The organism is Stackebrandtia soli (assembly GCF_965137155.1).
Taxonomy (GTDB): Bacteria; Actinomycetota; Actinomycetes; order Mycobacteriales; family Micromonosporaceae; genus Stackebrandtia; species Stackebrandtia soli.
On sequence record NZ_CBCRZX010000023.1, the window covers coordinates 1 to 22,950 of the forward strand.

The following is a 22,950-nucleotide window of genomic DNA, read 5'->3' on the forward strand; positions in this document are numbered from 1 at the left end:
GGTGGCGGTGGGGGGGCGTCGCCTTCGGCGCNGGGGGTCGGGGCGTTCGCGGCGGCGCGCTCGGCCGCCGTCCGACGTCCACGCTCCAGGGCCCCGAACAGCCACACCACGGGCGCCATCGGGGGGACGATCCAGACGAGGATGTCACCGTAGGCGAGGTGATCGGCGAGCATGTTCTTGAAGATGGACGTGTCGGCGCCCGCACCGGCGATCATGTCGACGTGCTGGTCGTAGAAGTTGTGGCCGCTCCACCAACCCGCCACCGTCGCAAGGGGAGCGACGACCGACAGCAGCATGACGACCCAGCCGATGCGGCGACGCAACGGGGGGACGCACACGTACAGGGCCAGCATGAGCACGAACGTCGGTACCAGCACCACGGGCAGATGGATGATCAACGGGTGGGCCGGCAGGCCAAGGATCTCATTCATGGACATATTGAACCCTATAGGAAGGCTAGCCTAAGTACGCCCCACCAGTATCGGTGTCGATCCGGCGACCGTGCGGCGACTCACCCGATTCCCTCGGCTACTTTCTTGACTCATTCCAAAAAACATGGTTGTGTTGGTCGGGTGGATTCCGAACAACGACTGCGAAGGCACGGCCTGCGGGTGACGCGGCAGCGTCTCGCGGTGTTGGACGTACTCGACGAGGGTGGTCACCCCACCGTCGACGACATAGTGAAGCGCGCCCGCGAGCGCGTCGGATCATTGTCCACTCAGGCCGTCTACAACGTCTTGACGATGCTCGACGAGTACGGCCTCGCCCGCAAGCTCGAGGTTTCGGGCAGTCACGCCCGTTTCGAAGCCCGTGCGGGCGATAATCACCACCACGTGGTGTGCAGGAAATGTGGCGCGGTGGAAGACGTCGATTGCGCAGTCGGCGACGTGCCCTGCCTGCAAGCCGCGCAGTCCCATGGTTTCGCGATCGACGAGGCCGAGGTGACCTACTGGGGCGTGTGCCCCAGCTGCCAGACCGATTCATAGATCGATACTCAGTCACAACATCGCAACGAGGAGGCCGGCTCATGGCCGACAACACGATTCCCACCTCGACCAGCGAAACGGGTGCGCCCGCGCCGAGCGACGCGTTCACCCTGTCCGTCGGAGCGGACGGTCCGCTTCTGCTGCACGACCACCACTTCATCGCGCAGATGGCGCATTTCAACCGTGAGCGCATTCCCGAGCGCAACGTCCACGCCAAGGGTGGCGGCGCGTTCGGCGAGTTCATCGCCACCGAAGACGTCAGCCAGTACACCAAGGCGGCGCTGTTCGCCAAGGGAACGAAGACCGAAACCCTTGCCCGATTCTCCACTGTCGCCGGGGAGCAGGGGTCCGCTGACACGGCCCGCGACCCGCGCGGATTCGCGTTGAAGTTCTATACAAGTGAAGGCAACTACGACCTCGTTGGCAACAACACGCCGGTCTTCTTCATTCGCGACCCGATGAAATTCCCCCACTTCATCCGGTCGCAGAAGCGCCTGCCGGACTCCGGCCTGCGCGACAACAACATGCAATGGGACTTTTGGACGCTCAACCCCGAGTCGGCGCACCAGGTGACCTGGCTGTTCGGTGACCGGGGCACGCCGAAGTCCTGGCGCAACATGGATGGGTTCGGATCGCACACCTACATGTGGGTCAATGCCGCGGGTGAGAAGTTCTGGGTCAAGTACCACTTCAAGACCGACCAGGGCATCGAGTCCTTCACCGCCGACGAGGCCGCCGCGGTCTCCGCGAGCGACCTGGACTTCCACCGCCGCGACCTGTTCACGCACATCGCCGACGGGCAATTCCCGTCGTGGACGCTGTACGTCCAGGTGATGCCGTACGAGACGGCGGCCGGATACCGGTTCAACCCGTTCGATCTGACGAAGGTCTGGCCGCACGGGGACTTCCCGCTGATCAAGGTCGGCACCCTTCGGCTCAACCGGAACCCGCAGAACTTCTTCGCGCAGATCGAGCAGGCCGCGTTCGAGCCGAGCGCGCTCGTCCCGGGCATCGGCATCTCACCGGACAAGATGCTGCTCGGTCGGATGTTCGCGTACGCGGACACCCACCGGTACCGAATCGGCCCGAACTACCTCCAGTTGCCGGTGAACCAGCCGAAGACGGAGGTGAACTCGTACACCTTCGACGGCGCGATGCGGTACCAGTTCTCCCCCGGCCAGCCGGTGTACTCGCCCAACTCCGTCGGCGGTCCGGCCGTCGACGAGGCGGCGGGCGCCGAGCCGGGCTGGCACGCCGACGGCGAGATGGTGCGCGCGGCGTACTCGCTGCACAGCGAGGACGACGACTGGGGACAGCCGGGCACGCTCGTCCGTCAGGTCCTCGACGACGCCGCGCGTGAGCGGCTCGTCGGCAACGTCGTGGGCGCGCTGTCGTCCGGGGTGACCGAACCGGTCCTGTCCCGGGCTCTCGAGTACTGGCGCAACGTCGACAAGGGCATCGGCGACCGGATCGCCGCCGCCCTATAGGTCCGCGCCCCGGCCGGGGCGCCGTGAGTGAGATATCCCCATGTCAATGGGCGTCGTGGGGTCGAGGCACGCCTGTCTCGGCCCCACGACCGCGCCCGCGCGTTTGCCGTCGGGCTTTGCCTGCCTCTACTATCGGGGCGAAGGAGTGTGTCGAATGGGTTTGTTGCGGTGGCTACGAGGCGGAGATGACGCCGATTCCAGTGTTGGCGGCATGTCCGCCGGTCTGGCCGAGATCGAGGCGATCTTCGTCCCGTCGAAGCGCAAGCAGACCGAGCTGGTCGAGGAGCAGTTCAACGCTCGTATCGACGTGGCCAGCGGTCAGCCGCTCGACGAGATCGACCTCGACGGCAACGTCGCGGTCATCCACCGTCGATCACCCGTTGAGGTAGTGATCGACGTACCCGATGATGGCGTCGGCGATGAGCTGGACGGCGATCGCGGCAAGCAACAGACCGGCGATGCGGGTTAGCACCTCGATCCCGCCTCGCTTGATGACCCGAACGATCCCCGACGAGTACCGCATCACCGCGTAGATGACGAGGTGAACCCCGACGATCGCCCCCGCGACGGCCAGATAGCCGCCCGCCGTGTCGGCTTCCTGCACGAACAGGATCACCGCGACGATGGCACCCGGCCCCGCGAGCAACGGCGTCCCCAGCGGAACCAGGGCGATGTTCGATGTGGACTGTTGAGTGGGGTCGTCCGCCTTGCCCGTCAGAAGTTCGAGCGCGACCAACAGGAGCAACAACCCGCCGGCCCCCTGCAACGCGGGCACGTCGATTCCGAGGTAGTGGATGATCTGCTGCCCGGCGACGGCGAACAGCGCGATGACGCCGAGCGAAAGAACCGTCGCCTGAAGCGCGGCCCGATTGCGTTCCTTCGGGTCCATCGCGCCGGTGAGCGCCAGGAAGATCGGAACGATCCCCGGCGGGTCCATGATGACGAACAGCGTCACGAACGCCGCTCCGATGATCTCCAGTCCCTGCACGCGCAGATTATGGCACCCTGAGCGCGCGACTCCCGGCATCCGAGGGCGCCCCGGTGGCGGCGGACACCCCAAGGCGACGAGACGCCCAGGCTGGACGTGGGAACGCTCAGCGCAGCGTCGGGTCGTCGATGTCGTTGGCGATCGAGATCAACGCCGCCGCGTGGCACCAGTCCGGTTCTCCCTTCTTCGGAATCGGGCACCAGCACGACAGGTCCAGACCGACGAGCTCCGCGCGTATCTCCTCATCTGAGGGATACGCGGATCCGCGTTCCGAGGGATCGCCCGCGCGGCGCTCCGCGATCATGCGATGGAAGCGCCGACCCGCCTCCTCCCGCCAACCGTCCCCGAAGCGCGGACGAAGCTCCTGCTTTCCGAAGGGGTTGGCCCACTTCGTCGGGCGTCCGACGTACGTGACGCCCGCCGGTACGTGGTGCCCCTTACGGCGTGATCGCTGGTACCTCGTCGGAGCAGCCACGGCCTTCCCCTCCCTCGATGTCGCCGATCGACGTCACTGTAGACCGAGCTCGGCGAGAACACTCGTCGTTTGCGCGCCGGCGCGGTCGATGAAGACCGCGAACTCGTCACCCGACGGATAAGCGTCGGTCCAGGCGTAGTGCTCCATCGGCCAGCCATTGCTCGACGTCTATCTGCCCGACCGGAAGGCTCAAGTGTGGTTGCGGTACGGCTCGACCGGTCGGCCCGTGCGCAAGTACCGGTGGCATTCCCGCGGAACGCGCCCGCCGAGGAAGGCGGGCGCGTTCGGGTGCTCAGTCGTCCTCGGAGAAGACGAGCCGTTTCGCCGTGCGCCCACGCATGCGCGCGATGATGCGCGGCAGATAGGGCAGGATCAGCGAGACGACGGCCAGGGCCAACAACGTCGCCGTCAACGGGCGCGTGAAGAAGACCGACAGATCGTCGTTGCCGATCGTCATGGTGCGCCGGAACTGGAGCTCCATCATCGGACCGAGGATGACCCCGAGGATCACCGGCGCGATCGGGAAGTCGTACATCCGCATGAAGAATCCGAGCACACCGACGAAGTACGCCAGCAGGACCTGGAACATGCTGCCCGACACCGCGTACACGCCGAGGGTCGCGAAGACCATGATTCCGGCGTAGAGCGACGGTCGCGGGATCTTCAGCACCTGGATCCACACACGGATCAACGGCAGGTTCAACACCAGGAGCATGACGTTGCCGATGTACAGGGACGCGATGAGCGCCCACACGAGACCGGCGGACGTCTCGAACAGCTGCGGCCCCGGCTGCACGTCGAACACCTTGAACGACGCCAGCATCACCGCGGCCGTGGCCGAGGTCGGAATGCCGAGCGTCAACAGTGGAATGAGCACGCCGGAGAACGCGGCGTTGTTGGCGGCCTCGGGACCGGCGACGCCTTCGATCGCGCCCTTGCCGAACTCCTTGCGGTGCTTGGAACGGTGCTTCTCGTAGGTGTAGGACAGGAAGGTCGGAATGTCCGCGCCACCCGCGGGCAGCGCGCCGAAGGGAAAACCGACGGCGGTTCCGCGCAGCCATGGCCGCCACGACCGGGACCAGTCCTGCCGGGTCATCCAGCGACCGCGGGTGCCGCCGAGCGGGGCGATCGTCGCGGGCAACCAGTTGAGCCGGGCGGAGATGTGCAGCGCCTCGCCGATCGCGAATAGCCCGACGATGACGAGCGTCATGTCGATGCCCTCGTACAGATCGAGCATCCCGAAGGTGAATCGGGACTGCGCCGTCAACCCGTCGAGCCCCACGACGCCGATGAACAGCCCGAGCGTCAACGACATCGCTCCGCGAATGAGCGATCGACCGACGAGCGCCGTCACGGACACCATCGCCAGGACCGCCAGCGCGAAGTAGTCGCTGGCCTGGAAGGTCACGGCGAGGCTCGCGATCGGCACGGCGAACAGCGTCAGGCCGATCGTCGAGAGTGTACCGGCGACGAACGAGCCGATGGCGGCCGTCGCGAGCGCGGATCTGGCCCGCCCGCGTCTCGCCATCTGATGGCCTTCGATCGCCGCCGCGACCGAGGCCGACTCGCCCGGTGTGTTGAGCAGAATGGACGTCGTCGAGCCGCCGTACATGGCTCCGTAGTAGATGCCCGCGAACATGATGAACGCGCCGGTCGGCGAGTCCATGCTGTACGTGATCGGCAGCAGGAGCGCGATCGTGAGGGCAGGACCGATACCGGGAAGCACACCGACGAAGGTGCCGAGCGTGACGCCGAGGGCTGCGAACAACAGGTTCTCGGGACTGAGAACCGTCGCGAAGCCGGTCATGAGTTCATTGAGGACGTTCATATCGGCAGCACTCCGGAGGGCAGACTGACGTCGAGTCCGGCCGTCATACCGAAGTAGACGACGACGGCGAGGATGACGGCGATGATCGCCTCCCGGAGGAGGTTCTTGCTGCCGAGCACCCAGGCGGCGCCGAAGAAGAAGAGCGCGCTGGAGATGACGAATCCCACGGGATCGAGCGCGACCGCGTAGGCGACGAGCATGACCGTGAGCAGGGCGGGTTGCCGCCAGGACACCGTCTCCGCTCGCGCCGCGTGATCGACATAATCGACTGTGGAGTCATCACCGTCGTCGACCGTGGACTTCGACGCGTCGGAGTCGACCGCCCCCGCTTCGACGGCACCCGGGTCGGGATAGTCCACGCCGGGCCGAAACAGTTGGCGCGCGAAGTACAGGCCGGAGAACACGACCCACATGAGACTGATGACGACGGGCGCGAAACGCGGACCGGTGGGCGTCAGCTCGTCGTCCCCGAGCTCCTGAAACGCCTCCACCAGTAGGAATACGCCGATCGCGAAGATGACGCCCCCGAGGACACGGGGCCCCACCGGCGCACGGCGCGCGCCGGTGGGGGCGTCATCACGGGCGGCCGAGCCGTCACGTGACGATGTGGACATTTACTCGGCCAGCCCGAGATCGGTCAGGATCGGGTTGATGCGCTCGGTCTCCGACGCGAAGTAGTCGACGGCGTCGGAACCGCTCCGGTAGAAGTCGTCCCAGCCCTGCTTCTCGCAAAGCGCCTTCCACTCCTCGCTGTCGTGCATCTTGTCGAACAGCTCGGTGATGGCCGTCTTCTCGTCCTCGCTGATCCCGGGAGGCGCGACGATCCCCCGCCAGTTCATCAGCTCGACTTCGAAGCCCGCCTCCTTGATAGTCGGAGCGGGCTTGCCGTCACCGGCGTCGACGCCCTCGGCCCCGGAGACCGCGAGCACTCGCAGGTCACCGGAGGCCACAAGCTCGGCGTACTCGCTGACACCTGAGACGGCCGCCGTCAGGTCGCCCGAGAGCAGGGCGGCCTTCGATTCGCCGCCACCGGAGTAGGGGATGTACTTCATCGCGGCCGGGTCGGCCCCGGCCGCCTTGGCCAGCATTCCGACCAGGATCTGGTCGGTTCCGCCTGCGGAACCACCGCCCCAGTTGATCGATTCGGGCGCCTTCTTCGCGTCCTCCATGAGGTCCGCCAGCGTCTCGTACTTCGAGTCGCTCGGGACCACGACGACTTCCTGCTCCGCCGTGAGGATCGCGATCGGGCTGGTGCGCTCGAGGGTGATCTCGGCCTTGTTGGTGACGATGCCGCCGACCATGACGAGGCCGGTCACCATCAGCTGGTGCGCGTCGCCCTGGTGCTTCGTCGCGAGCTGGGCGAGACCGAGCGTTCCGGCGGCTCCCTCCACGTTGTACACCTCGACGGTGCTCTTGACGAGTTTCGACGACGCGAGCACCTCTTGGATCGCGCGGGCGGTGGAGTCCCAGCCGCCGCCGGCGCCGGCCGGCGCCATGATCTGGAGGGTCTTGCTCGGATACCCGTCGGCTGCGCTGCCGTCGCCGCATGCCGTGAGCGTCAACGCGAACAGCGATGCGCCACCGATGGCGAAGACATTTCGGCGGGACAGTCCAGAGTTGTTAGTGGGGGGCACGTCCATCTCCTTTGAGGAACATTCACATCCATGCATGGATCACTTCGGACCACATGACAATAGATGCTCTCCGTGAACGCAGCCACACGCACTCTTGTGGTCACGGAGATTGTCTTGTTCAGTTCGGCCCCACACGAAAGGCGATCAACGATCACGTCGCCGCAATGACACCGAGATCCGGTGCCAACCGAGAAGCGTTCGGACACAACGGCATTCGACGCGCGACGACGCGTGGAGGACAAATCGGACTCCAGGGTGCCCCGGTAGCGCTATTCGCCGCCCAGCGCGTGCGCCAAGGCATCGGCGAACGCGTCCATCGACGGGAAACGATCGACCGACCGACGGGCGAGGGCCCGCGCGAACACCGCGTCCAGCAGTGGATACCGCCGCAAGATCCGGGCGGGAATCGGGCGAGAAGGCACATCGAGAACCGCCAGATCGTCCGCGACTACGCCCTCCGTCGGGCGAGGACGATGACGCCGACGCGTCAACTGTCTATATAGGATCGCCGCGAGGGCGTACTGGTCGGCTTCGATGGACGGCGCGATGCCGTCCCTCTCCCGCGCGAACTCCGGCGGTGCGTATGCCCAGGTCGTCTTACGGCGCAGGCGCCCCGTCGCCGGTTCGCCAAGTCGAACAGAACTCTCGAAGTCGAGAATGGATACATCACCGGCATCGGTCACGACGAGATTGACCCGACTGAGATCGCCGTGCGCGACGCCGCGCTCGTGCAGGCGCCCGACCGAACGAACGACCGGCAACGCCACGGACCGGAACGCGGCGTCGACGGCGTCCCATCCCCCGTCCGCGCAGGCACGCGAAACGCTCCTGAGCGACCGCCCCGGCCGCCATTCGATCGCGAGGAACCGTTGCGCCCCATCGACCCCCGATGACACGACACTCGGAACGCAGGACAGACCCGCCAACGACCGCAGCACGCTCGACTCGTTGTCGGCCCGCCGCCGCGCCGATTGCGGAGCCGCCAGACACAGCGTCTTCACCGCCACGACGCCACCCGCCGCCGAGGTTCCCTCCCCCGCGAACTCGACGCCCCCGGTCGCTCGATACACGGCGGCACAACCGCGCACCTTGAGCACCGCGTCGACGCGATAGCCCCCCACCACGTCACCGGGCCGCGAGCCGGAGCCCTCGACGTGGCCGGGCGGCGTCGCCGCCGCCCGTGCACTAACCGTCGGACTCAACTTTTGGCGGAGTCCTCGTCGGCGGGCTTGTCCTTGTCAGCGGACTCGTCCTCGCCTTCGGAGGAACCGGACTCGCGCTCTTCTCCGTGCGCGTCCTCGTCCTCGTCCTCGTCGTCGCCACCCTCGCTGCCGTCAGAAGACGACGACGAGGAGGAAGAGGAGGAGGACGAAGACTCGTCGTCCTCGTCGTCGTCTTCCTCGGCCTCGTCATCATCCTCGTCGGACTCGTCCTTGGACTCTTCAGCCTCGTCCTTGGACTCGTCTTCGGTGGATTCGGTCTCGGCGGCGGCCGGCTCGGCCTCGACGGGCGCGGCGTCCGTCTCAGTGGTTTCCTCGGTGGCGGGCTTGTCCTCGGTCTCGACGGCCTTCTCGGCGGCGTCGGTGGTCTCGGGGGTCGCTTTGTCGTTGCTCATGGCACGGCTCCTGGAGAGAATGATCGATGGATGCTCACCGGTGGCGTGCGACGGATTCGGCTCACCCGCGCGAGTCGGGGGCACCGACGCACGACGAACGACCGGAATTCGTCACGACGACCCGGCACCGGGAAACGGCGTCACCGCCGACACGGTCGCACTAACGGTACCGACTGAACGGACGTTCAGGATCGGCGAGCGGCCTAGTGCGTGTGGAACTTCTCCTTCGTTGTCAGCGGGGTTTCAGGCGCACGCGTTCGCGAGGCGGAAGTGCTCGACGTACACCGCCGGTCGACGCCTCTGGACTCGCCGAAAGCACGGTGCGAGAACGCCGCGAACGCCCTGAGGCGCCACCTGGAAGGCTCGCAGCGGGAACTCCCGTCCGCGCCCTAGATTCCGCTGAGGCCGAGCACCCCGGCCAATCGATGCACCTTTCCCACCGACTCGATCGCGCGTTCGCCCGCGACCTGTGTGAACAGCGTCGCCAACGCGGCCCGGTCGGATTCGCCGAGTTCGTCGAAGGCCGCGGCGACGTCGTCGAGACAACCCGCCGCGGCCGCCGGGCTCACCGTCTCGTCCTCGTTCAGTTCCAAGAAGAGCAACAGGTCGACGAGGACCCGCACCAACTCCCGGTCAAGTGGCATCATGACCCCGTTTTCCTCGTGCCATCGGCGAACTCGCCCCGGCTCCGTCCGTACCATGAACCGTCCTCAGTAAACATATGGAGTCGACTCCCACGCGTTCCTTGGCAATCGACCTGTGCCGATGCCGTCGAACGCGAGCCGTCCGGATTCGCCGAACTCCGTCCTGTCGCCGATGCGTCGACCCTCGGCCCACGGTGTGCCCCACTCCGAACCCAGATCGGTGTCGAAGCGAACGAGCCCCGGAGCGCCGATCGGCAGGCCTCCGTCGGGACCGCGCCCGCGATGCATTCATCGAGATGGGACACCCGTAGGCGACCGAGCCCGCTCGTCCACTCGTCCTGGTTTCCGTCGCCGACGCGGACGGTCTCACCATTCCATCCAGTGTGGTCTATGACGATCGCGTTGCCCTTGCGCGCCTCTACATCGGTGCGAGCGGCGGTCTCGACGGCGAGTGGCCGCCCGAAGGAAACGGACGGCCACACGGTCGTCGCGACAGCCCGACGGGATCCGTCCGGCCACTGTGTCACCATCCGTGCGGCTACGGGACGGCGGCGCTCGCGCGCGGCCCCCGCGTCCGCACCCTGGGCGATGTCAGTCCACAGAGACCTCGCCTCCCGGGATGGCCCGACGCACACGGTCCGCGTGGTCATGGTCGCCTCGGGTGGTTCGGTCCTCCCCGAGGACCGGATCCGCACATCCATATCCGTCACAGTATCGGTCGCCCCGAAGTCGGCTTCGACTCGACCGGCCACAACGGATCCGTCACGCCGTCGGCACACCACCCGGGTTCGGAGGGTCGGTCTCCTTGGGCGGTGGGACAGGCGGTGTCAACGCCACGGGACCACCCGGGTCGAGTGTCGGCGGTTCCGACGTGGATGCCGGAACGGCGTCCGGTGACGGTCGAGCATCACGAGGTCGAAGCGCGTCGAGTTCGCTCGCGGTGAGCGTCGTCAACTCAAGGCCAGGCGGCGGCTGAGGCCCACCACTCAGGAGTTGTGCCGGGACGATGGGAAGTTCGATCACGTTCGTCCCGCACGGCACACACGTCCACCGATGCCGCCACACATGGAGGTAGTGGTGGTAGAGCTGCGCGGCCCGGGCGTCGATGTCGGCGTCGCGACCCCGCATATGCGCGTAGAGCACGATCAAGGGAACGAGCACGAGCCCGCACAGATAATCGCCGGGCGGGGCCCTCCCGGTCATCAGCAGCGCCCAACCGGCCGCGACGAAGACGGCGGCCACCACGAGGACGCGCTGCGGGATTCGGCGTTTCGTCGACGGCAGCGGCTCCGCCGGTGGTGCGCACGCCAGACCGAGAAGGTTGCTTCGCCCGAAGCCGCGAGACTGCTGCTGCCACACCATTTCGGCCCGATGCATCGGCGCATGGCCGCACAGCGGATTGGGGCACTGTTTCCCGTTCGGGCCGCCCCCGATCGCCCGCACCACGTCGATGCGGATCGATCCCTGGAACAGCGCCCCGACGTAGTTGCTCTGGTTGTGGAAGCCGACCATGCCGTCAGCTCCCCAGTTGGCTCAACAGGGCGGTGACGGAGGAGCTGATTCCGAGGGCGGGCGCGATCACGCTCAACAGTCCGACGACGCGTTCCCGGGCCGTCTTGACGTCGCCCTCGCCGACCGCCGTGTTGGCCGCGACGAGCTCGGAGATCGCCTCGTCCGCGTCGGCACCGCGTTCGGTCCGGCCCTCGAGCTCGCGGATCAGGGCGGCCACCGAGCGCGCGAACTCGGACGTGGAACCGTCCCCCATGTCGATCGTCACATGGTCGACCCTGTTCTCGCCTTGATACAACGCGCCGACCTTGTCGAACTTGTTGTCGAAGTGGTACTTGGGCTGGTTCTCACTCATCACAGGTCCTCTCGGCCAACGCCTCCTGATCTCGCTATATTCACTCTCTTCGATAGATACCGGGTGCGCATCGGACGTTTGGCCACTTCCGTTGGCCCGCAACCCTTCTCGAAGCCGATGACGCTCAAGTCGTCGGACGTCGCGGAGAAGCACCCCGTCGGCTCGACGGACACGACGAAGGGCGTNGTGCGCCTTCCCGAAGGAAGGCACACGACGCCCTTGATCTCGTGGAGCCGCCGGGAATCGAACCCGGGTCCTCCGCCGGTTCAGTAAGGCTTCTCCGGGTGCAGTTCGCTGTGCCTTTCCTCAAGCCCCACTGATCACGCGAACAAGTCAGTGTGACGGGCTCCAGTCACTGTTTGGTGTCGCCGTGAGCCCCGTGACCGGACTCAGGCCTGAGCGTCCTAAATGATGCCGGCGTTCCGGGACGGACGCGCTCCCGGGCCAGCAGACTCACACTCGCTTAGGCAGCGAGAGCGAAGTCGGTGCGTTCAGATTTCGCACTTGTGTTTTCCAACGACGATTAACGAGACGACGTTGGCTTCCTCGACCCGCTTCCCTTACGTCAACGTACGGAGTCGAAACCGATCGGCCCCTCTATGAAGTTGTGCTCGGTAAGCATAACGTCGGGCACCGCGTCGCGCATTCCAGTATCTGGCGGTCAATCGACGCGGCCCGTGAATCAGTCCGGCAGACCCTTCGCCCGGCGCTGAACGGCGCGCTCGACCTCGCGATCAGCGTCACGTTTGGCCAGGGTCTGACGCTTGTCGTAGGTCTTCTTGCCTCGCGCGAGGCCGATCTCGACCTTCGCCCAGCCGTCCTTGAAATACAGGGACAGCGGGATGAGGGTGAGACCGCGCTCGGTGAGCTTCCCGGACAGCTTGTCGATCTCGGCTCGGTGCAGCAGGAGCTTGCGGATCCGTCGCGGCGAGTGATTCGTCCAGCTGCCGTGGCTGTACTCGGCGATGTGAATGCCGTGGATCCGCAGTTCCCCGTTGTTCAGGTCGGCGTAGGCGTCGGCGAGCGACGCGCGGCCGGTCCGCAGCGATTTGACCTCGGTGCCCGTCAGCACGAGCCCAGCCTCGTACGTGTCGAGGATCTCGTAGTCGTGGCGGGCCTTCCGGTTGGAAGTGATGAGCTTCTGGCCCCTGTCCTTAGGCATCCGGCAAGCTTATCCGCGCACGACCGCCGACTGCGAGCCGGTTTTGCGCCGTCAGCACAGGCAGCCGGGCAACCAGTCCAGCGGTTCGACCGGACTGCCGCTCACCCGGACTTCGAAGTGAAGGTGATTGCCGGTCGAGGCGCCGGTGGTGCCGACCTGACCGATCTGCTCACCCTGACCGACCCGCTGCCCGACGGACACCCCGATGGACGACTGGTGGGCGTAACAGGTGGCGATGTTGTCGCGGTGATAGATGCAGGTGTAGTTGCCGTAGCCGCCGTTCCAGCCGGCCTGGACGACCTCCCCGGCCGCGACGGCACGAATCGCCTCCCCTCCGCCCGCCGCGAAGTCGGTTCCGGCATGCAGTTGCCACACGTGGTAGTACGGGTCGTACCGGTTCCCGAAGTCGCTCGACTTCCACCCGTTGACGGGCATGGTGAAGCCGGCCTCGGAGGCGTTCATGGACGAGGAGTTCTGGTTCCCGACGTTCTGGAGTTGCGCCGCGATGCGCTCGCTGGCGGCCTTCGCCTCCTCGTATCGGGCGAGACTGGCGTCGCGCTCGGTCTCCGCGGTGTCGAGGGCGGCGGCCTTCGAGTCGATGAGGTCGGCGAGTTCCGACTCGGCCCGTTCGGCGTTCTCCTGCTCCGTTTCCGCCGCGTCCAAGGCGGTCGCGGCGGCGAGTTCCGCCTCCTCCGCGGCGGCCTTGGTGGTGGCGGCGCCGTTCTGGGCGACCTTGGCGTCCTGCCGGAGGATCAGGACCGTGTCCAGGGCCTCGGATTGCTCGCGTAGGAAGCTCTTGACGTACGACATGCTCTCGACGGCGTCGAAGGGGTTATCGGCGTTCAGGACGCCGTTGAAGCCCCGCAACGGTGCCCCCTGATACGAGAGGACGGCGATGTTGGTGAGTTCGTCACGGGCGACGGTCACGTCCGCCTCGGCCCCGTCGAACACGTCGACGGCCGTGGCGTGTTCGGAGCGGGCCACTTCGGCGGCGGCCTCGGCCGCGTTCGCGAGGGCCTTCGCCGCCGCGACGAGACCGGTCGCGGTGGCGACGCGGTCCTGAGCCCCGGGGAGTTCGCCCTCGACCCGGGTGAGTTCGCGACCGGCCTCCTTGGCGGCCTCGGTCGCGCCTTCCAATGTGGCCTCGGCTTCGGCCAGTTCCCGACTTATCTTGTCCTGTTTGGATACCGGATCAGCGACGGCTGTTCCCGAAAGAATGAGTACGGCGGCCAAAGCCGCCGTACTCAACAGTGTCGTCCTCATGTCGGTAATGTACGCCGCACTGGTCGTGATGTCCGTCGTTTACACGGACCGACCGGCCACATTACGCGATCGCTAGACCTTTACCTGGAACCGCAACGTAAGCCACGCTGTGACAGCGCTGATGACGCTGGCGATACCCGCGAGGATCGGCAGCATGATCATGACCGTCCGCCAACGCATCTCCGTGAGGATGTCGAAGAGTTCCTTGAAGGTTCCCTCAACCAGGAACTGTTTGCCCGCAACCAATGCGAGGAATGCCAGGATCGCGCCGATGAGACCCGCGAAGATCGCCTCCAGCACGAACGGTGCCTGAACGAACCAGTTCGACGCGCCAACGAGCTTCATAATGGACACTTCGCGCCGCTTCGAGTAGGCGGCGACCTGGATCGTGTTGGCGACCAGCATCAGGGCGGCGATGCCCTGCACGAGCGCGACGATCAAGGCGAGCTTCTGCACACCGTTCAAGAGACTGAAGACCTGTTCCAGCGCGTCGCGCTGGTTGATCCCGCTCTGAACGCCCTCGATCTTCTCGTACTTCTCGATGAAGGCGTCCGCCTCCTCCATGTTCTTCAGCTTGATGCCGAAGGACGCGGGGATGCGGTCCTTGTCAACGCTGTCGACCATGTCCTGAGCCTCGGAGAACATCTCCTGGAAGCGAGTCCAGGAGGCGTCCTTGTCGATGTACTCGAACGATTCGACGGCGGAGTCCTCGGAGAGCGTCTGCTCTACCTGTTCCTTCGCGGGGTCGTCATCGACGATGTCCTTCTCCATGAACAGGACGACCTGGAGCTTGCCCTGATAGAAGTCCTCCATCGCCTGGACTTGGAAGTACAGCAGCAGGCCGGCGCCGAGCATCGACAGCGACACGGCCATCGTGATGATCATGGCGATCGTCATGCTGATGTTGCGCCACAGGCCAACCAGGACCTCGGAGAATACGTACTTGGCACGCATTGATTCTTCGTTACCCTTCGCCGTTAGCCGTACACACCGCGGGCCTGGTCACGAACCAGGTGACCGCCCTCGATTTCGATGACTCGTCGACGCATCTGGTTGACGATGTTGGAGTCGTGCGTGACCATGACGATCGTCGTGCCGGTTCGGTTGATCCGGTCCAGCAGCCGCATGATCTCGATCGAGGTGTCAGGGTCAAGGTTTCCCGTCGGCTCGTCCGCGAGCAGGATCAACGGCCGGTTGACGAACGCGCGCGCGATCGCAACCCGCTGTTGCTCACCACCGGACAGCTCATGCGGGTACCGGTGTTCTTTCCCGCCGAGGCCGACGAGGTCCATGACCTCGGGCACGACGCGGCGTGCCACGGTCTTGGGTTTACCGATTACTTCCAGTGCGAAGGCGACGTTCTCGGCGGCCGTGCGGTTGGGCAGCAGGCGGAAGTCCTGGAACACGCAACCCAGCGAGCGTCGGAAGTTGGGGACCTTCCAACGACGCATGGTCGTGACTTCCTTGTTGTTGACCCACACCTTGCCCTTGTCGGGCACGACCTCCCGCAGCAGCAGCTTGATGATCGTCGATTTACCGGCACCGGTCGGTCCGATGAAAAAGACGAACTCACCCTTCTCGATGGACACGTTGATGTCCTCGATGGAGGGGCGGTTAGAACGGGTGTAATGCTTCGTCACGTGCTCGAGCCGAATCACGCTGCGAGAGTCTACGCGCGGTTCCTGAGGCGCTTGCCACTCCCCCTCCCTATTCAGGCCTGCGGGAAGGCAAACGTCACCCGGCAATCATTCGATCATGCGAGGCCGCGATCCACCGTTAGTCAATCGAAGGTCGCCGATCAGACGACGGGTTCGGAGTCCTTTTTGTTCTCCTGCTGCTTGCGCCACCGGATACCCGCCTCGATCAATCCGTCGATGTCACCGTCGTAGACGGCGGAGATGTTGGCCGTCTCCCAGCCGGTCCGCAGGTCCTTCACCATCTGGTACGGGTGTTGGACGTAGGTCCGCATCTGCTCGCCCCACGACGCGGTCACGGAGCCCCTCAGTTCGTCGATCTTCGCCTGTGCCTCGTCGCGTCGACGCGCCAGCAGCTTCGCCTTGAGGACCGCCATCGCGGTGGCCCGGTTCTGCAACTGGCTGCGCTCGTTCTGGCAGGAGACGACGATCCCCGACGCCATGTGCGTGATTCGCACGGCCGAGTCGGTCGTGTTGACGCCCTGACCACCGGGCCCGGAGGACCGGTAGACGTCGACGCGGATCTCGTCGTCGGGAATGTCGATCTCGTCGTTCTGTTCGACGACGGGCACGACCTCCACGGCCGCGAACGCGGTCTGACGGCGCCCCTGGTTGTCGTACTTGCTGATCCGCACCACCCGGTGCGTACCCTGCTCGACGGCGAGCGTGCCGTACGCGTAGGGCGTCTTGACGGCGAAGGTCGCGGACTTGATGCCCGCCTCCTCGGCGTAGGAGACGTCGTAGACCTCGCTGGGGTAGCCGTGTCGCTCCGCCCAACGCAGGTACATGCGCATCAGCTGTTCGGCGAAGTCGCTCGAGTCGGCACCGCCCGCACCCGACCGGATCGACACGACCGCCTCCCGGGAGTCGTACTCGCCGGACAGCAGCGTGCGCACTTCCAACTCGTCGATGGACTTCGTGAGCGAAGCCAGTTCGTTGTTGGCCTCTTCCGTCGCGGCCGGGTCCTGCTCCGCGTCGGCGAGCTCCCACAGCACTTGGGCGTCCTCGAGACGGGTGCGCAGCGTCTTGACGCGATTGATCTCGGACTGGACGTAGGACAGCCGGGACGTCACCTTCTGCGCGTGCGCCACGTCGTCCCACAGATCGGGGGCCACGGCGGCCGCCTCCAGCTCTTTCTGCTCACGGGAGAGCGCGTCGAGGTCCAGTACCGCCGCCACTGTCTCAAGGGTGGAGTTCAGGTCGCGCAACTGCGCGGAGAAGTCGTTACCGGTCACAACTACCCAGCTTACGCCTGTGGGTGATCACGACACAAAGAAAGGTGCGTCCGCCTGCCACGGACGCACCTTCGACGTGATTGGTCGATGCTACTTCTGACGCGACTTCAGCCAGGCCAGAGCGGCCTTGTGGTAGCCGACGGCGAAGTCCATCGCGGTCGCCGCACCGGCGTCGTCGGCGGCGAGGTCCTTCGCACGCGCCTTGACGTCGTTGAGCGCCTCGGTGTGGTACTCGATGGCTTCCTTGTACATATCAGACAGAGCGGACGCGGTCATGTGCGACGCGAAGGCCGTCCGCAGCGCGACGGGGTCACGCAGCTGTCCGATGCCGCTCTCCTCGTTGATCCACTTCGAGAAGGCGCGCTTGCCGGAAGCGCTGATCGTGTACGGAACGCTGGCGCGGGGGCCGGGCTTGCCGACCCGAACGAAGCCGACCTCGGCCAGCGCGGGAAGCTCGCGGTACACCTGACTACGAGTCATCGTCCAGAACGGACCAAGCCGCCTGGTCGCCTCGGACATCAGTTGTCCACCGGTCATCGATCCGTCGTGGAGCAGACCCAAGAGGGCTGCTGCGGTTGCGTTGAGTTCTTTTCCTGCCATGCCGACAAGGATGCCATGCCTTCAGTTAGGACGCAACCCCGGGGTATCTATTGTGTTCCGAAATAATCCACAGCCCACTGTCTCAGGCGAACAGTCGAAATGGCGCTAGCCGAAATGGCCGGAGCATATGGAACTTTAACTCCGAAACCGGTCAGCCTCACCCAGAACGACCAGGCATAACGGAACCTATGAGATCTTCTCCGGGAATATCGGAACCGTCGTCACCGGGGTCACTTCCGTCACCCGGATCCGTATCCGTCTCACTGTCCTCCGTGGAATTGTCGTCAGGGTCGACGTCAGTTCCGTCCGCAGAGGAGGGCGAAGCGGACGGATCGGTAGTGGTGTTGTCACTCGCTTCATCAGTGGCCTCTTCAGTCCCCAGAGGCGGTTCGGCGGCGGGCGGCGAATCCCCCGAGGACAGACCGAACAGCAACACACCGGCGGCCGCCAGAACCACAATGCCCGCAGCGACCCCAGCGAGCACTCCGTTACCGATCGTACGCTTCTCGCTCGACTTGGTCGAAGCCGCCACTGTGGGTAGCACAGTGGTCGCGATCGCGGGGCGGGGTGCGGGAGGCTTCGGGTTGGGTTCGTCGGTCCGCGGCCGCATCTCGAACGGTCCGTTCACAGTGTCGCTCGGCGCGTCCGACAGGACCGCGTCGACGGCGCGCAACATCGAGGCCAGCGCGACGGGTTCCGGACGCGTCTCGGGACGGGTGCTCAGGCAGGACTCGATGACGCTCCACAGTTCCACCGGGACCGCGTTCGGACGCACCGGAACGCTGTCGCGATGACGAGCGAGCACCTCGTCGATTCCGCCGCCCCGATACGGGTTTCGGCCGCATAGCGCCTCGAACAGAACCAGGCCGAGCCCGTAGACGTCCGACTTGGCGCTCGACGGGTGGCCGCCCACGATCTCGGGCGCGGTGTAGTCGGGAGTTCCGTGCGTCGGAGCGTCGGGATCCGCGATCCGACGGGCGATTCCAAAGTCGACCAAACGCACGCCGCCACCGTCTGCGGGTACGAGAATGTTGCCGGGCTTGACATCGCCGTGAACGATGCCCGCCGCGTGGACCGCCGCCAGAGCCTGGGCGACCTGACCGGTGATCCGGGCCGCGAGCTTGGGACTCAATGGTCCACTGGTGATGATCCGGCCGCGCAGGTCGACCCCGTCGACGAGATCCATGACCAGGGCCATGACACTGCCGGTGACGATGAGGTCCCGGGGACGGACGATGCCGGGGTGGTTGAGTTCGGCGAGAACCTCGGCCTCGTCAAGAAAGGCGGTCGTGACGGACACGTCCGCGGCGGCGTCGGCGTGCAGGATCTTCACGGCGACCTCTTCACCGGTGATGAGGTCATGGGCGCGGTGAACGGTGCCGGCGGCTCCGCGGGCGATCTCGGAGTCGATCCGGTAGCGGTCGGCAAGAACGTCGTTCATGGTGGGCTCCCCTATGCGGTTCTGTTGCCCACCTTAGGAAGCCGGTCCCACCAGCGGCAATGGTCGCGACGAGGGTGGCACGAAACCGGGACCAACGCGAGTCCGATCGACGACACCCACGACGAAGTGGGGGTGACGACGCGTGTCGCCACCCCCACTTTCTACACAATGGACTTTTCGATCCGGACGAAGCCGGGGCGGGTCACAGCATCGAACGAAGCTCCCACAGTTCCGGATAGCACCGAAGGTCCACACGAGACCTCAGGTATCGACCGCCGGCGCTGCCGCCGGTGCCGACCTTCGTGCCGATCTGTCGTTCCGCCATGAGGACGTGCCGGGCGCGCCAGAGCGACAACGCCTGGTCGTGATCGATGAGCGCCTCGGCGAGGTCCCAGAGGCCGCCGTGCTTGTCCCGATCCGCGGCGACCTGGCGCAGCGCGGCGAGCCTGGAGTCGGCGTCGTTGGTCTCGAAGCCGACCGCGCCGAGCACCGCGAGATACCCGTCCCACAGACTCGGCTCGTCGAGGCGAGCCCGCAGGCGATCGCGCTCGTCCTCCGTCAACGCGCGGAACCGGTTCAGGTAACCGGGGTCCTTCAGTCCCGACAGAAACTCGAGTTCTCGGAACTGGACGGACTGGAAACCCGAGGCCGGGGCGAGACGCTCGCGGAACGCCAGGAAGTCCTGGGGGGTCATCGTGTCGATGACGTCGACCTGTTTGACGAGGACGTCGAGGATGGACTTGCAGCGGTTGAGTCGTACTCGGGGCAGATAGGTCTGGCCGTCGAGCATCCGATCGCGGGCGTCGGTCAGCTCGTGCAGCATGAGCTTGAACCACAGCTCGTACGACTGGTGGATCACGATGAACAGCAGCTCGTCGTGTGCCTCGGGCTTGGACTTCGGATGCTGCTGGTCGAGCAGTTGCGGCACGCGCAGATACGTTCCGTAGGTCAGCTGCCCGCCCTGCTCGCCGAAACGGGGGTCGAGGTCGTCATGATCATTGGCCACGTTGCCACGCTACTCCCGCTCGCGAACGACCGTCACCAGGACGCTATGGCGGACGCCACTGCGGGGCGGCATTCCCCTTGCGAGGGCCGTTCGAGGCCCTGCTCGCCGATGCGGGGAACCCCGCCGAAGACCCGGCGAACGGTGGGGCCGGGAGCCACAACGGCTCCCGNCCCCACCGGTCGAGGTCCGTCAGCCCATGTGCGGGTAGAGGTGGTCCGTCGGCGGCACGAAGGTCTCCTTGATCGTGCGCGGGGAGATCCACCGAACGAGGTTCTGCCACGAACCGGCCTTGTCGTTGGTGCCGGACGCCCGCGCGCCACCGAACGGCTGCTGTCCGACGACGGCACCCGTCGGCTTGTCGTTGATGTAGTAATTCCCGGCCGAGAACCGCAGCGTCTCGGACGCTTGGGCTATGACGTCGCGGTCACGCGCGAACAACGCGCCCGTCAGCGCGTACGGCGCGGCGTCCGCGGCCTGCGCGACGACCTTGTCGAAGTCGCCGTCGTCGAAGACGTGCACACCGAGGATCGGTCCGAAGTACTCGGTCGTGAACAGCTCGTGCTCCGGATCGTCGCACACCGCGACGGTCGGACGAACGAAGTAACCGACGCTGTCGTCGGCGGTGCCTCCGGCGAGGACCGTCGCCCGGTCGTCCGTGGAGAGGCGGTCGAACAACGCCGTGTGCTTCGCGAACGCCCGGTCGTCGATGACGGCTCCACCGAAGTTGGCGAGGTCGGTCACGTCGCCGTACGCCAAACTCTCGGTGGTGGCGACGAGTCGGTCCTTCAGGCCCGAGTTCCACAGCGAGGCCGGGATGTAGGCGCGAGACGCGGCCGAGCACTTCTGGCCCTGGTACTCGAAAGCGCCACGGACGAGACCCGTCAGCAGGGCGTCCGCGTCGGCGCTCGAGTGCGCGATGATGAAGTCCTTGCCGCCCGTCTCACCGACGATGCGCGGGTAGGTGCGGTAGCCGGAGATGTTCTGGCCGATGCTCTTCCACAGGTGCTGGAACGTGCCCGTGGAACCGGTGAAGTGGATGCCCGCCAGGTCGGGATCGACGAGCGCGACCGACGACACGGCCTGACCGTCGCCCGTGACCATGTTGATGACGCCCGGCGGCATTCCGGCCGCCTCGAACAGGCGCATCGTGTAGTGCGCGGCCAACTGCTGCGTCGGGGAGGGCTTCCAGACGACCGTGTTGCCCATCAGGGCCGGCGACGCGGGCAGGTTCCCGGCGATCGCGGAGAAGTTGAAGGGCGTGATCGCCAGGACGAAGCCCTCGAGCGGGCGGTGGTCGAACCGGTTCCACACACCGGGCGAGGAGTTGGGCTGCTTGCCCAACAGCATCTCGGCGAAGTGCACGTTGAACCGGAGGAAGTCGATCAGTTCGCAGGCGGCGTCGATCTCGGCCTGCTGGATCGTCTTCGACTGACCGAGCATCGTCGCGGCGTTGAGCGTGTCCCGCCAGGGTCCGGCCAACAGTTCGGCGGCGCGCAGGAAGATCGCGGCACGATCGGCGAACGGCATAGCGCGCCACGCGGGGGCGGCGGCCTTGGCGGCGGCGACGGCGGCGGCGACGTCCGCGTCGGTGGCGTTACGGGCGACGCCGAGCACGTGCGCGTGCTTGTGCGGTTGGACGACGTTGATCGGGTCACCACTGCCAACGCGCTCACGACCGTCGATGGTCATGGTCAATTCATGCTGCGTGGCGGCCAGTTCGCTCAACCTGGCGGTCAGGCTGTCCCGTTCGGCGCTCCCGGGCGCGTAGCCGCGTATGGGCTCGTTGACGGGCTCAGGGGTGGTGAACAAGGCGTCCATGCATGCTCCTTCGCATCAATGCTTCCTTCCGGCCATGCTGTCACGACGTCGACGCGTTCATGCGGCAGATCCTGCCGCTGTGAGACCACGTACCCTCACGTGCGTGGACGCAGCGAAAACCACCCCCCGGCCCGAGGTGGACGGCCCAGGCTCCATCGTATTGCTCCTGGTAGCCGTTCTACAACTAAGTGTGTCATTCATGGGTCTGCGGACCCTCCTCGGTGAATCGGTCACGGCCGACCCCTCGCGAGTGGTGCCGCTGATCATCTCGCTGTCGTCGATGGTGATCGGCGTCGTGTTCGCGGGTGCGGTGTGCGGCCTGATGGCGGCGTCCTGGGCGCGCGGACCGCTCGCCGGGCTCCCCCGCCCGGTGACGGCGACCGTCGGCGGTGTCGTGCTCGGCGTGGCGGCGGCCACCTGCGGCTACCTCGTCTTCGCCGGGGCCGGGGCGATCCCGATCATCGTCGCGGGCGTTGCGGGAATCTCCGGGCTGATCGGTGGCCTACTCGCCGCACCGCCGAAGGGCGCGGTCATCGCGGCCGGCCTGATCGGAACGGCCGCCCTCCTGGTGTTCCTGTTCCTGCGCGGCTGGTTCATGACGGACCTGCTCGATCTGCTCGTTCGCACCCCCGACACCTTCCGCTGGATCGGCATCATCGGCGGGGTCGTCGCCGGAATGCTCGCGGGGCTCGCGTCCTACCTGTATCTGCGGCGCCGCAACGCCGGAACGGGCCTGTACGGCTTCATGCTCGGCGGAGCCCTACCGGGAATCCTGTGGCTGCTGAGCGAAGTCGCGACGCGCATCGCCGGAGCCGTGCTCCTGTCCTACGCGGGACAACCGCAGCTCGCCGACAGTCTCTACCTTGGCCAGGCGGGAGACGCCCAGCTGAACGGAAGCCTCGCGGCGCTGTTCACCGGCGCGACGACCGCGATCCTGGCGTTCGGCCTGCTCGACGGCGGCGGGGCGAAGGGCAAGAACTCCAAGGGCGGCAAGAACGGCAAGCGGGCCCCGAGCAACGGGACCGCCAAGGGCGGCGCCGCCGCGAAGACCGTCAACACCAAGGGCGGCAAGGGTCCCGGAAACAAAGCCAAGACCAAAACCACGGTCGGGGAACAACGGAAGAAGTCCTCACCGACCGCGAAGACCCACGACTCCACCTGACCGGGGACACCACGTGGCCGCCCCCGGGCATGCGAGATGGTCTCTCTC

The 22,950-nt window shown here is 66.1% G+C and carries 23 protein-coding genes and 1 other RNA gene; 3 read left to right on the forward strand and 21 right to left on the reverse strand.

What is annotated here, in order from left to right:
* Positions 1-572 precede the first annotated feature (572 nt).
* Positions 573-986, forward strand: a complete 414-nt coding sequence (locus ACM9NP_RS14385; protein ID WP_415647188.1) for a Fur family transcriptional regulator — start codon at positions 573-575, stop codon at positions 984-986.
* A gap of 41 nt (positions 987-1,027) precedes the next feature.
* Positions 1,028-2,473: a catalase gene (locus ACM9NP_RS14390; protein WP_415647189.1), complete on the forward strand. Its 1,446-nt coding sequence runs from the start codon at positions 1,028-1,030 to the stop codon at positions 2,471-2,473.
* Positions 2,474-2,645: 172 nt separating this feature from the next.
* Here the strand turns inward: ACM9NP_RS14390 and ACM9NP_RS14395 are convergent, their stop codons facing one another.
* The 21 genes from ACM9NP_RS14395 to pruA all read right to left on the reverse strand — a co-directional run bounded on the left by ACM9NP_RS14395 (position 2,646) and on the right by pruA (position 21,740).
* Entirely contained in the window at positions 2,646-2,840 is a 195-nt protein-coding gene (locus ACM9NP_RS14395) for a hypothetical protein (RefSeq protein WP_415647190.1), read from the reverse strand.
* 6 nt (positions 2,841-2,846) lie between these two features.
* Positions 2,847-3,500: a MarC family protein gene (locus tag ACM9NP_RS14400; RefSeq protein ID WP_415647191.1), complete on the reverse strand. Its 654-nt coding sequence runs from the start codon at positions 3,498-3,500 to the stop codon at positions 2,847-2,849.
* A 67-nt stretch (positions 3,501-3,567) separates the two neighbouring features.
* The gene (locus tag ACM9NP_RS14405; RefSeq protein WP_415647192.1) at positions 3,568-3,936 is read right to left on the reverse strand and encodes a DUF4326 domain-containing protein; all 369 of its coding nucleotides are present in this window, start codon (positions 3,934-3,936) and stop codon (positions 3,568-3,570) included.
* Between the two features lie 292 nt (positions 3,937-4,228).
* Positions 4,229-5,764 carry a tripartite tricarboxylate transporter permease gene (locus tag ACM9NP_RS14410; protein ID WP_415647193.1) on the reverse strand — a complete coding sequence of 512 codons (1,536 nt, stop codon included), beginning with the start codon at positions 5,762-5,764 and terminating at the stop codon, positions 4,229-4,231.
* A complete protein-coding gene (locus ACM9NP_RS14415; protein ID WP_415647194.1) occupies positions 5,761-6,378 on the reverse strand; it encodes a tripartite tricarboxylate transporter TctB family protein in 618 nt (205 codons plus the stop codon). Before ACM9NP_RS14415 ends, ACM9NP_RS14410 begins: the two co-directional genes overlap by 4 nt.
* Positions 6,379-7,398: a Bug family tripartite tricarboxylate transporter substrate binding protein gene (locus tag ACM9NP_RS14420; protein ID WP_415647195.1), complete on the reverse strand. Its 1,020-nt coding sequence runs from the start codon at positions 7,396-7,398 to the stop codon at positions 6,379-6,381. It abuts the gene before it with no gap.
* A gap of 269 nt (positions 7,399-7,667) precedes the next feature.
* Positions 7,668-8,600, reverse strand: a complete 933-nt coding sequence (locus ACM9NP_RS14425; protein ID WP_415647196.1) for a protein kinase domain-containing protein — start codon at positions 8,598-8,600, stop codon at positions 7,668-7,670.
* On the reverse strand, positions 8,597-9,013 hold the full coding sequence (locus ACM9NP_RS14430) for a hypothetical protein (protein ID WP_415647197.1): 417 nt from the start codon (positions 9,011-9,013) through the stop codon (positions 8,597-8,599). The genes ACM9NP_RS14425 and ACM9NP_RS14430 overlap by 4 nt, the downstream gene beginning before the upstream one ends.
* Before the next feature lie 389 nt (positions 9,014-9,402).
* Positions 9,403-9,660, reverse strand: a complete 258-nt coding sequence (locus ACM9NP_RS14435; RefSeq protein WP_415647198.1) for a hypothetical protein — start codon at positions 9,658-9,660, stop codon at positions 9,403-9,405.
* Between the two features lie 759 nt (positions 9,661-10,419).
* Positions 10,420-11,169 carry a hypothetical protein gene (locus ACM9NP_RS14440; protein ID WP_415647199.1) on the reverse strand — a complete coding sequence of 250 codons (750 nt, stop codon included), beginning with the start codon at positions 11,167-11,169 and terminating at the stop codon, positions 10,420-10,422.
* 4 nt (positions 11,170-11,173) lie between these two features.
* Entirely contained in the window at positions 11,174-11,521 is a 348-nt protein-coding gene (locus ACM9NP_RS14445; RefSeq protein WP_415647200.1) for a hypothetical protein, read from the reverse strand.
* A gap of 225 nt (positions 11,522-11,746) precedes the next feature.
* Positions 11,747-12,117, reverse strand: a transfer-messenger RNA (tmRNA) gene (gene ssrA, locus ACM9NP_RS14450).
* Positions 12,118-12,203: 86 nt separating this feature from the next.
* Complete coding sequence (smpB, locus tag ACM9NP_RS14455) at positions 12,204-12,683, reverse strand: SsrA-binding protein SmpB (RefSeq protein ID WP_415647201.1); 480 nt, start codon at positions 12,681-12,683, stop codon at positions 12,204-12,206.
* A 51-nt stretch (positions 12,684-12,734) separates the two neighbouring features.
* Entirely contained in the window at positions 12,735-13,946 is a 1,212-nt protein-coding gene (locus tag ACM9NP_RS14460) for a M23 family metallopeptidase (protein WP_415647202.1), read from the reverse strand.
* A 72-nt stretch (positions 13,947-14,018) separates the two neighbouring features.
* Positions 14,019-14,900, reverse strand: coding sequence for a permease-like cell division protein FtsX (gene ftsX / locus ACM9NP_RS14465; protein ID WP_415647203.1), 882 nt, complete (start codon positions 14,898-14,900; stop codon positions 14,019-14,021).
* A gap of 23 nt (positions 14,901-14,923) precedes the next feature.
* Positions 14,924-15,604 carry a cell division ATP-binding protein FtsE gene (gene ftsE, locus ACM9NP_RS14470; protein ID WP_415647204.1) on the reverse strand — a complete coding sequence of 227 codons (681 nt, stop codon included), beginning with the start codon at positions 15,602-15,604 and terminating at the stop codon, positions 14,924-14,926.
* A 140-nt stretch (positions 15,605-15,744) separates the two neighbouring features.
* Positions 15,745-16,875 carry a peptide chain release factor 2 gene (gene prfB, locus ACM9NP_RS14475; RefSeq protein ID WP_415647205.1) on the reverse strand — a complete coding sequence of 377 codons (1,131 nt, stop codon included), beginning with the start codon at positions 16,873-16,875 and terminating at the stop codon, positions 15,745-15,747.
* Between the two features lie 90 nt (positions 16,876-16,965).
* Positions 16,966-17,475, reverse strand: coding sequence for a PadR family transcriptional regulator (locus ACM9NP_RS14480; RefSeq protein WP_415647206.1), 510 nt, complete (start codon positions 17,473-17,475; stop codon positions 16,966-16,968).
* Between the two features lie 157 nt (positions 17,476-17,632).
* On the reverse strand, positions 17,633-18,916 hold the full coding sequence (locus tag ACM9NP_RS14485) for a serine/threonine-protein kinase (RefSeq protein ID WP_415647207.1): 1,284 nt from the start codon (positions 18,914-18,916) through the stop codon (positions 17,633-17,635).
* Between the two features lie 202 nt (positions 18,917-19,118).
* Complete coding sequence (locus tag ACM9NP_RS14490) at positions 19,119-19,922, reverse strand: tryptophan 2,3-dioxygenase (protein ID WP_415647208.1); 804 nt, start codon at positions 19,920-19,922, stop codon at positions 19,119-19,121.
* 189 nt (positions 19,923-20,111) lie between these two features.
* Entirely contained in the window at positions 20,112-21,740 is a 1,629-nt protein-coding gene (pruA, locus tag ACM9NP_RS14495) for an L-glutamate gamma-semialdehyde dehydrogenase (RefSeq protein ID WP_415647209.1), read from the reverse strand.
* Positions 21,741-21,939: 199 nt separating this feature from the next.
* On the opposite strand from pruA, the gene ACM9NP_RS14500 reads away from it, so the two are divergent.
* Positions 21,940-22,902, forward strand: coding sequence for a hypothetical protein (locus ACM9NP_RS14500; protein WP_415647210.1), 963 nt, complete (start codon positions 21,940-21,942; stop codon positions 22,900-22,902).
* Positions 22,903-22,950: the final 48 nt, after the last annotated feature.

Coding starts and splice junctions, on each gene's coding strand:
- ACM9NP_RS14390 (WP_415647189.1), top strand. CDS start 1,028: ATGGCCGACAACACGATTCCCACCTCGACCAGCGAAACGGGTGCGCCC.
- ACM9NP_RS14400 (WP_415647191.1), bottom strand. CDS start 3,500: ATGCCGGGAGTCGCGCGCTCAGGGTGCCATAATCTGCGCGTGCAGGGA.
- ACM9NP_RS14410 (WP_415647193.1), bottom strand. CDS start 5,764: ATGAACGTCCTCAATGAACTCATGACCGGCTTCGCGACGGTTCTCAGT.
- ACM9NP_RS14415 (WP_415647194.1), bottom strand. CDS start 6,378: ATGTCCACATCGTCACGTGACGGCTCGGCCGCCCGTGATGACGCCCCC.
- ACM9NP_RS14430 (WP_415647197.1), bottom strand. CDS start 9,013: ATGAGCAACGACAAAGCGACCCCCGAGACCACCGACGCCGCCGAGAAG.
- ACM9NP_RS14435 (WP_415647198.1), bottom strand. CDS start 9,660: ATGATGCCACTTGACCGGGAGTTGGTGCGGGTCCTCGTCGACCTGTTG.
- ACM9NP_RS14440 (WP_415647199.1), bottom strand. CDS start 11,169: ATGGTCGGCTTCCACAACCAGAGCAACTACGTCGGGGCGCTGTTCCAG.
- ACM9NP_RS14445 (WP_415647200.1), bottom strand. CDS start 11,521: ATGAGTGAGAACCAGCCCAAGTACCACTTCGACAACAAGTTCGACAAG.
- smpB (WP_415647201.1), bottom strand. CDS start 12,683: ATGCCTAAGGACAGGGGCCAGAAGCTCATCACTTCCAACCGGAAGGCC.
- ACM9NP_RS14460 (WP_415647202.1), bottom strand. CDS start 13,946: ATGAGGACGACACTGTTGAGTACGGCGGCTTTGGCCGCCGTACTCATT.
- ftsX (WP_415647203.1), bottom strand. CDS start 14,900: ATGCGTGCCAAGTACGTATTCTCCGAGGTCCTGGTTGGCCTGTGGCGC.
- ACM9NP_RS14480 (WP_415647206.1), bottom strand. CDS start 17,475: ATGGCAGGAAAAGAACTCAACGCAACCGCAGCAGCCCTCTTGGGTCTG.
- ACM9NP_RS14485 (WP_415647207.1), bottom strand. CDS start 18,916: ATGAACGACGTTCTTGCCGACCGCTACCGGATCGACTCCGAGATCGCC.
- pruA (WP_415647209.1), bottom strand. CDS start 21,740: ATGGACGCCTTGTTCACCACCCCTGAGCCCGTCAACGAGCCCATACGC.
- ACM9NP_RS14500 (WP_415647210.1), top strand. CDS start 21,940: ATGGGTCTGCGGACCCTCCTCGGTGAATCGGTCACGGCCGACCCCTCG.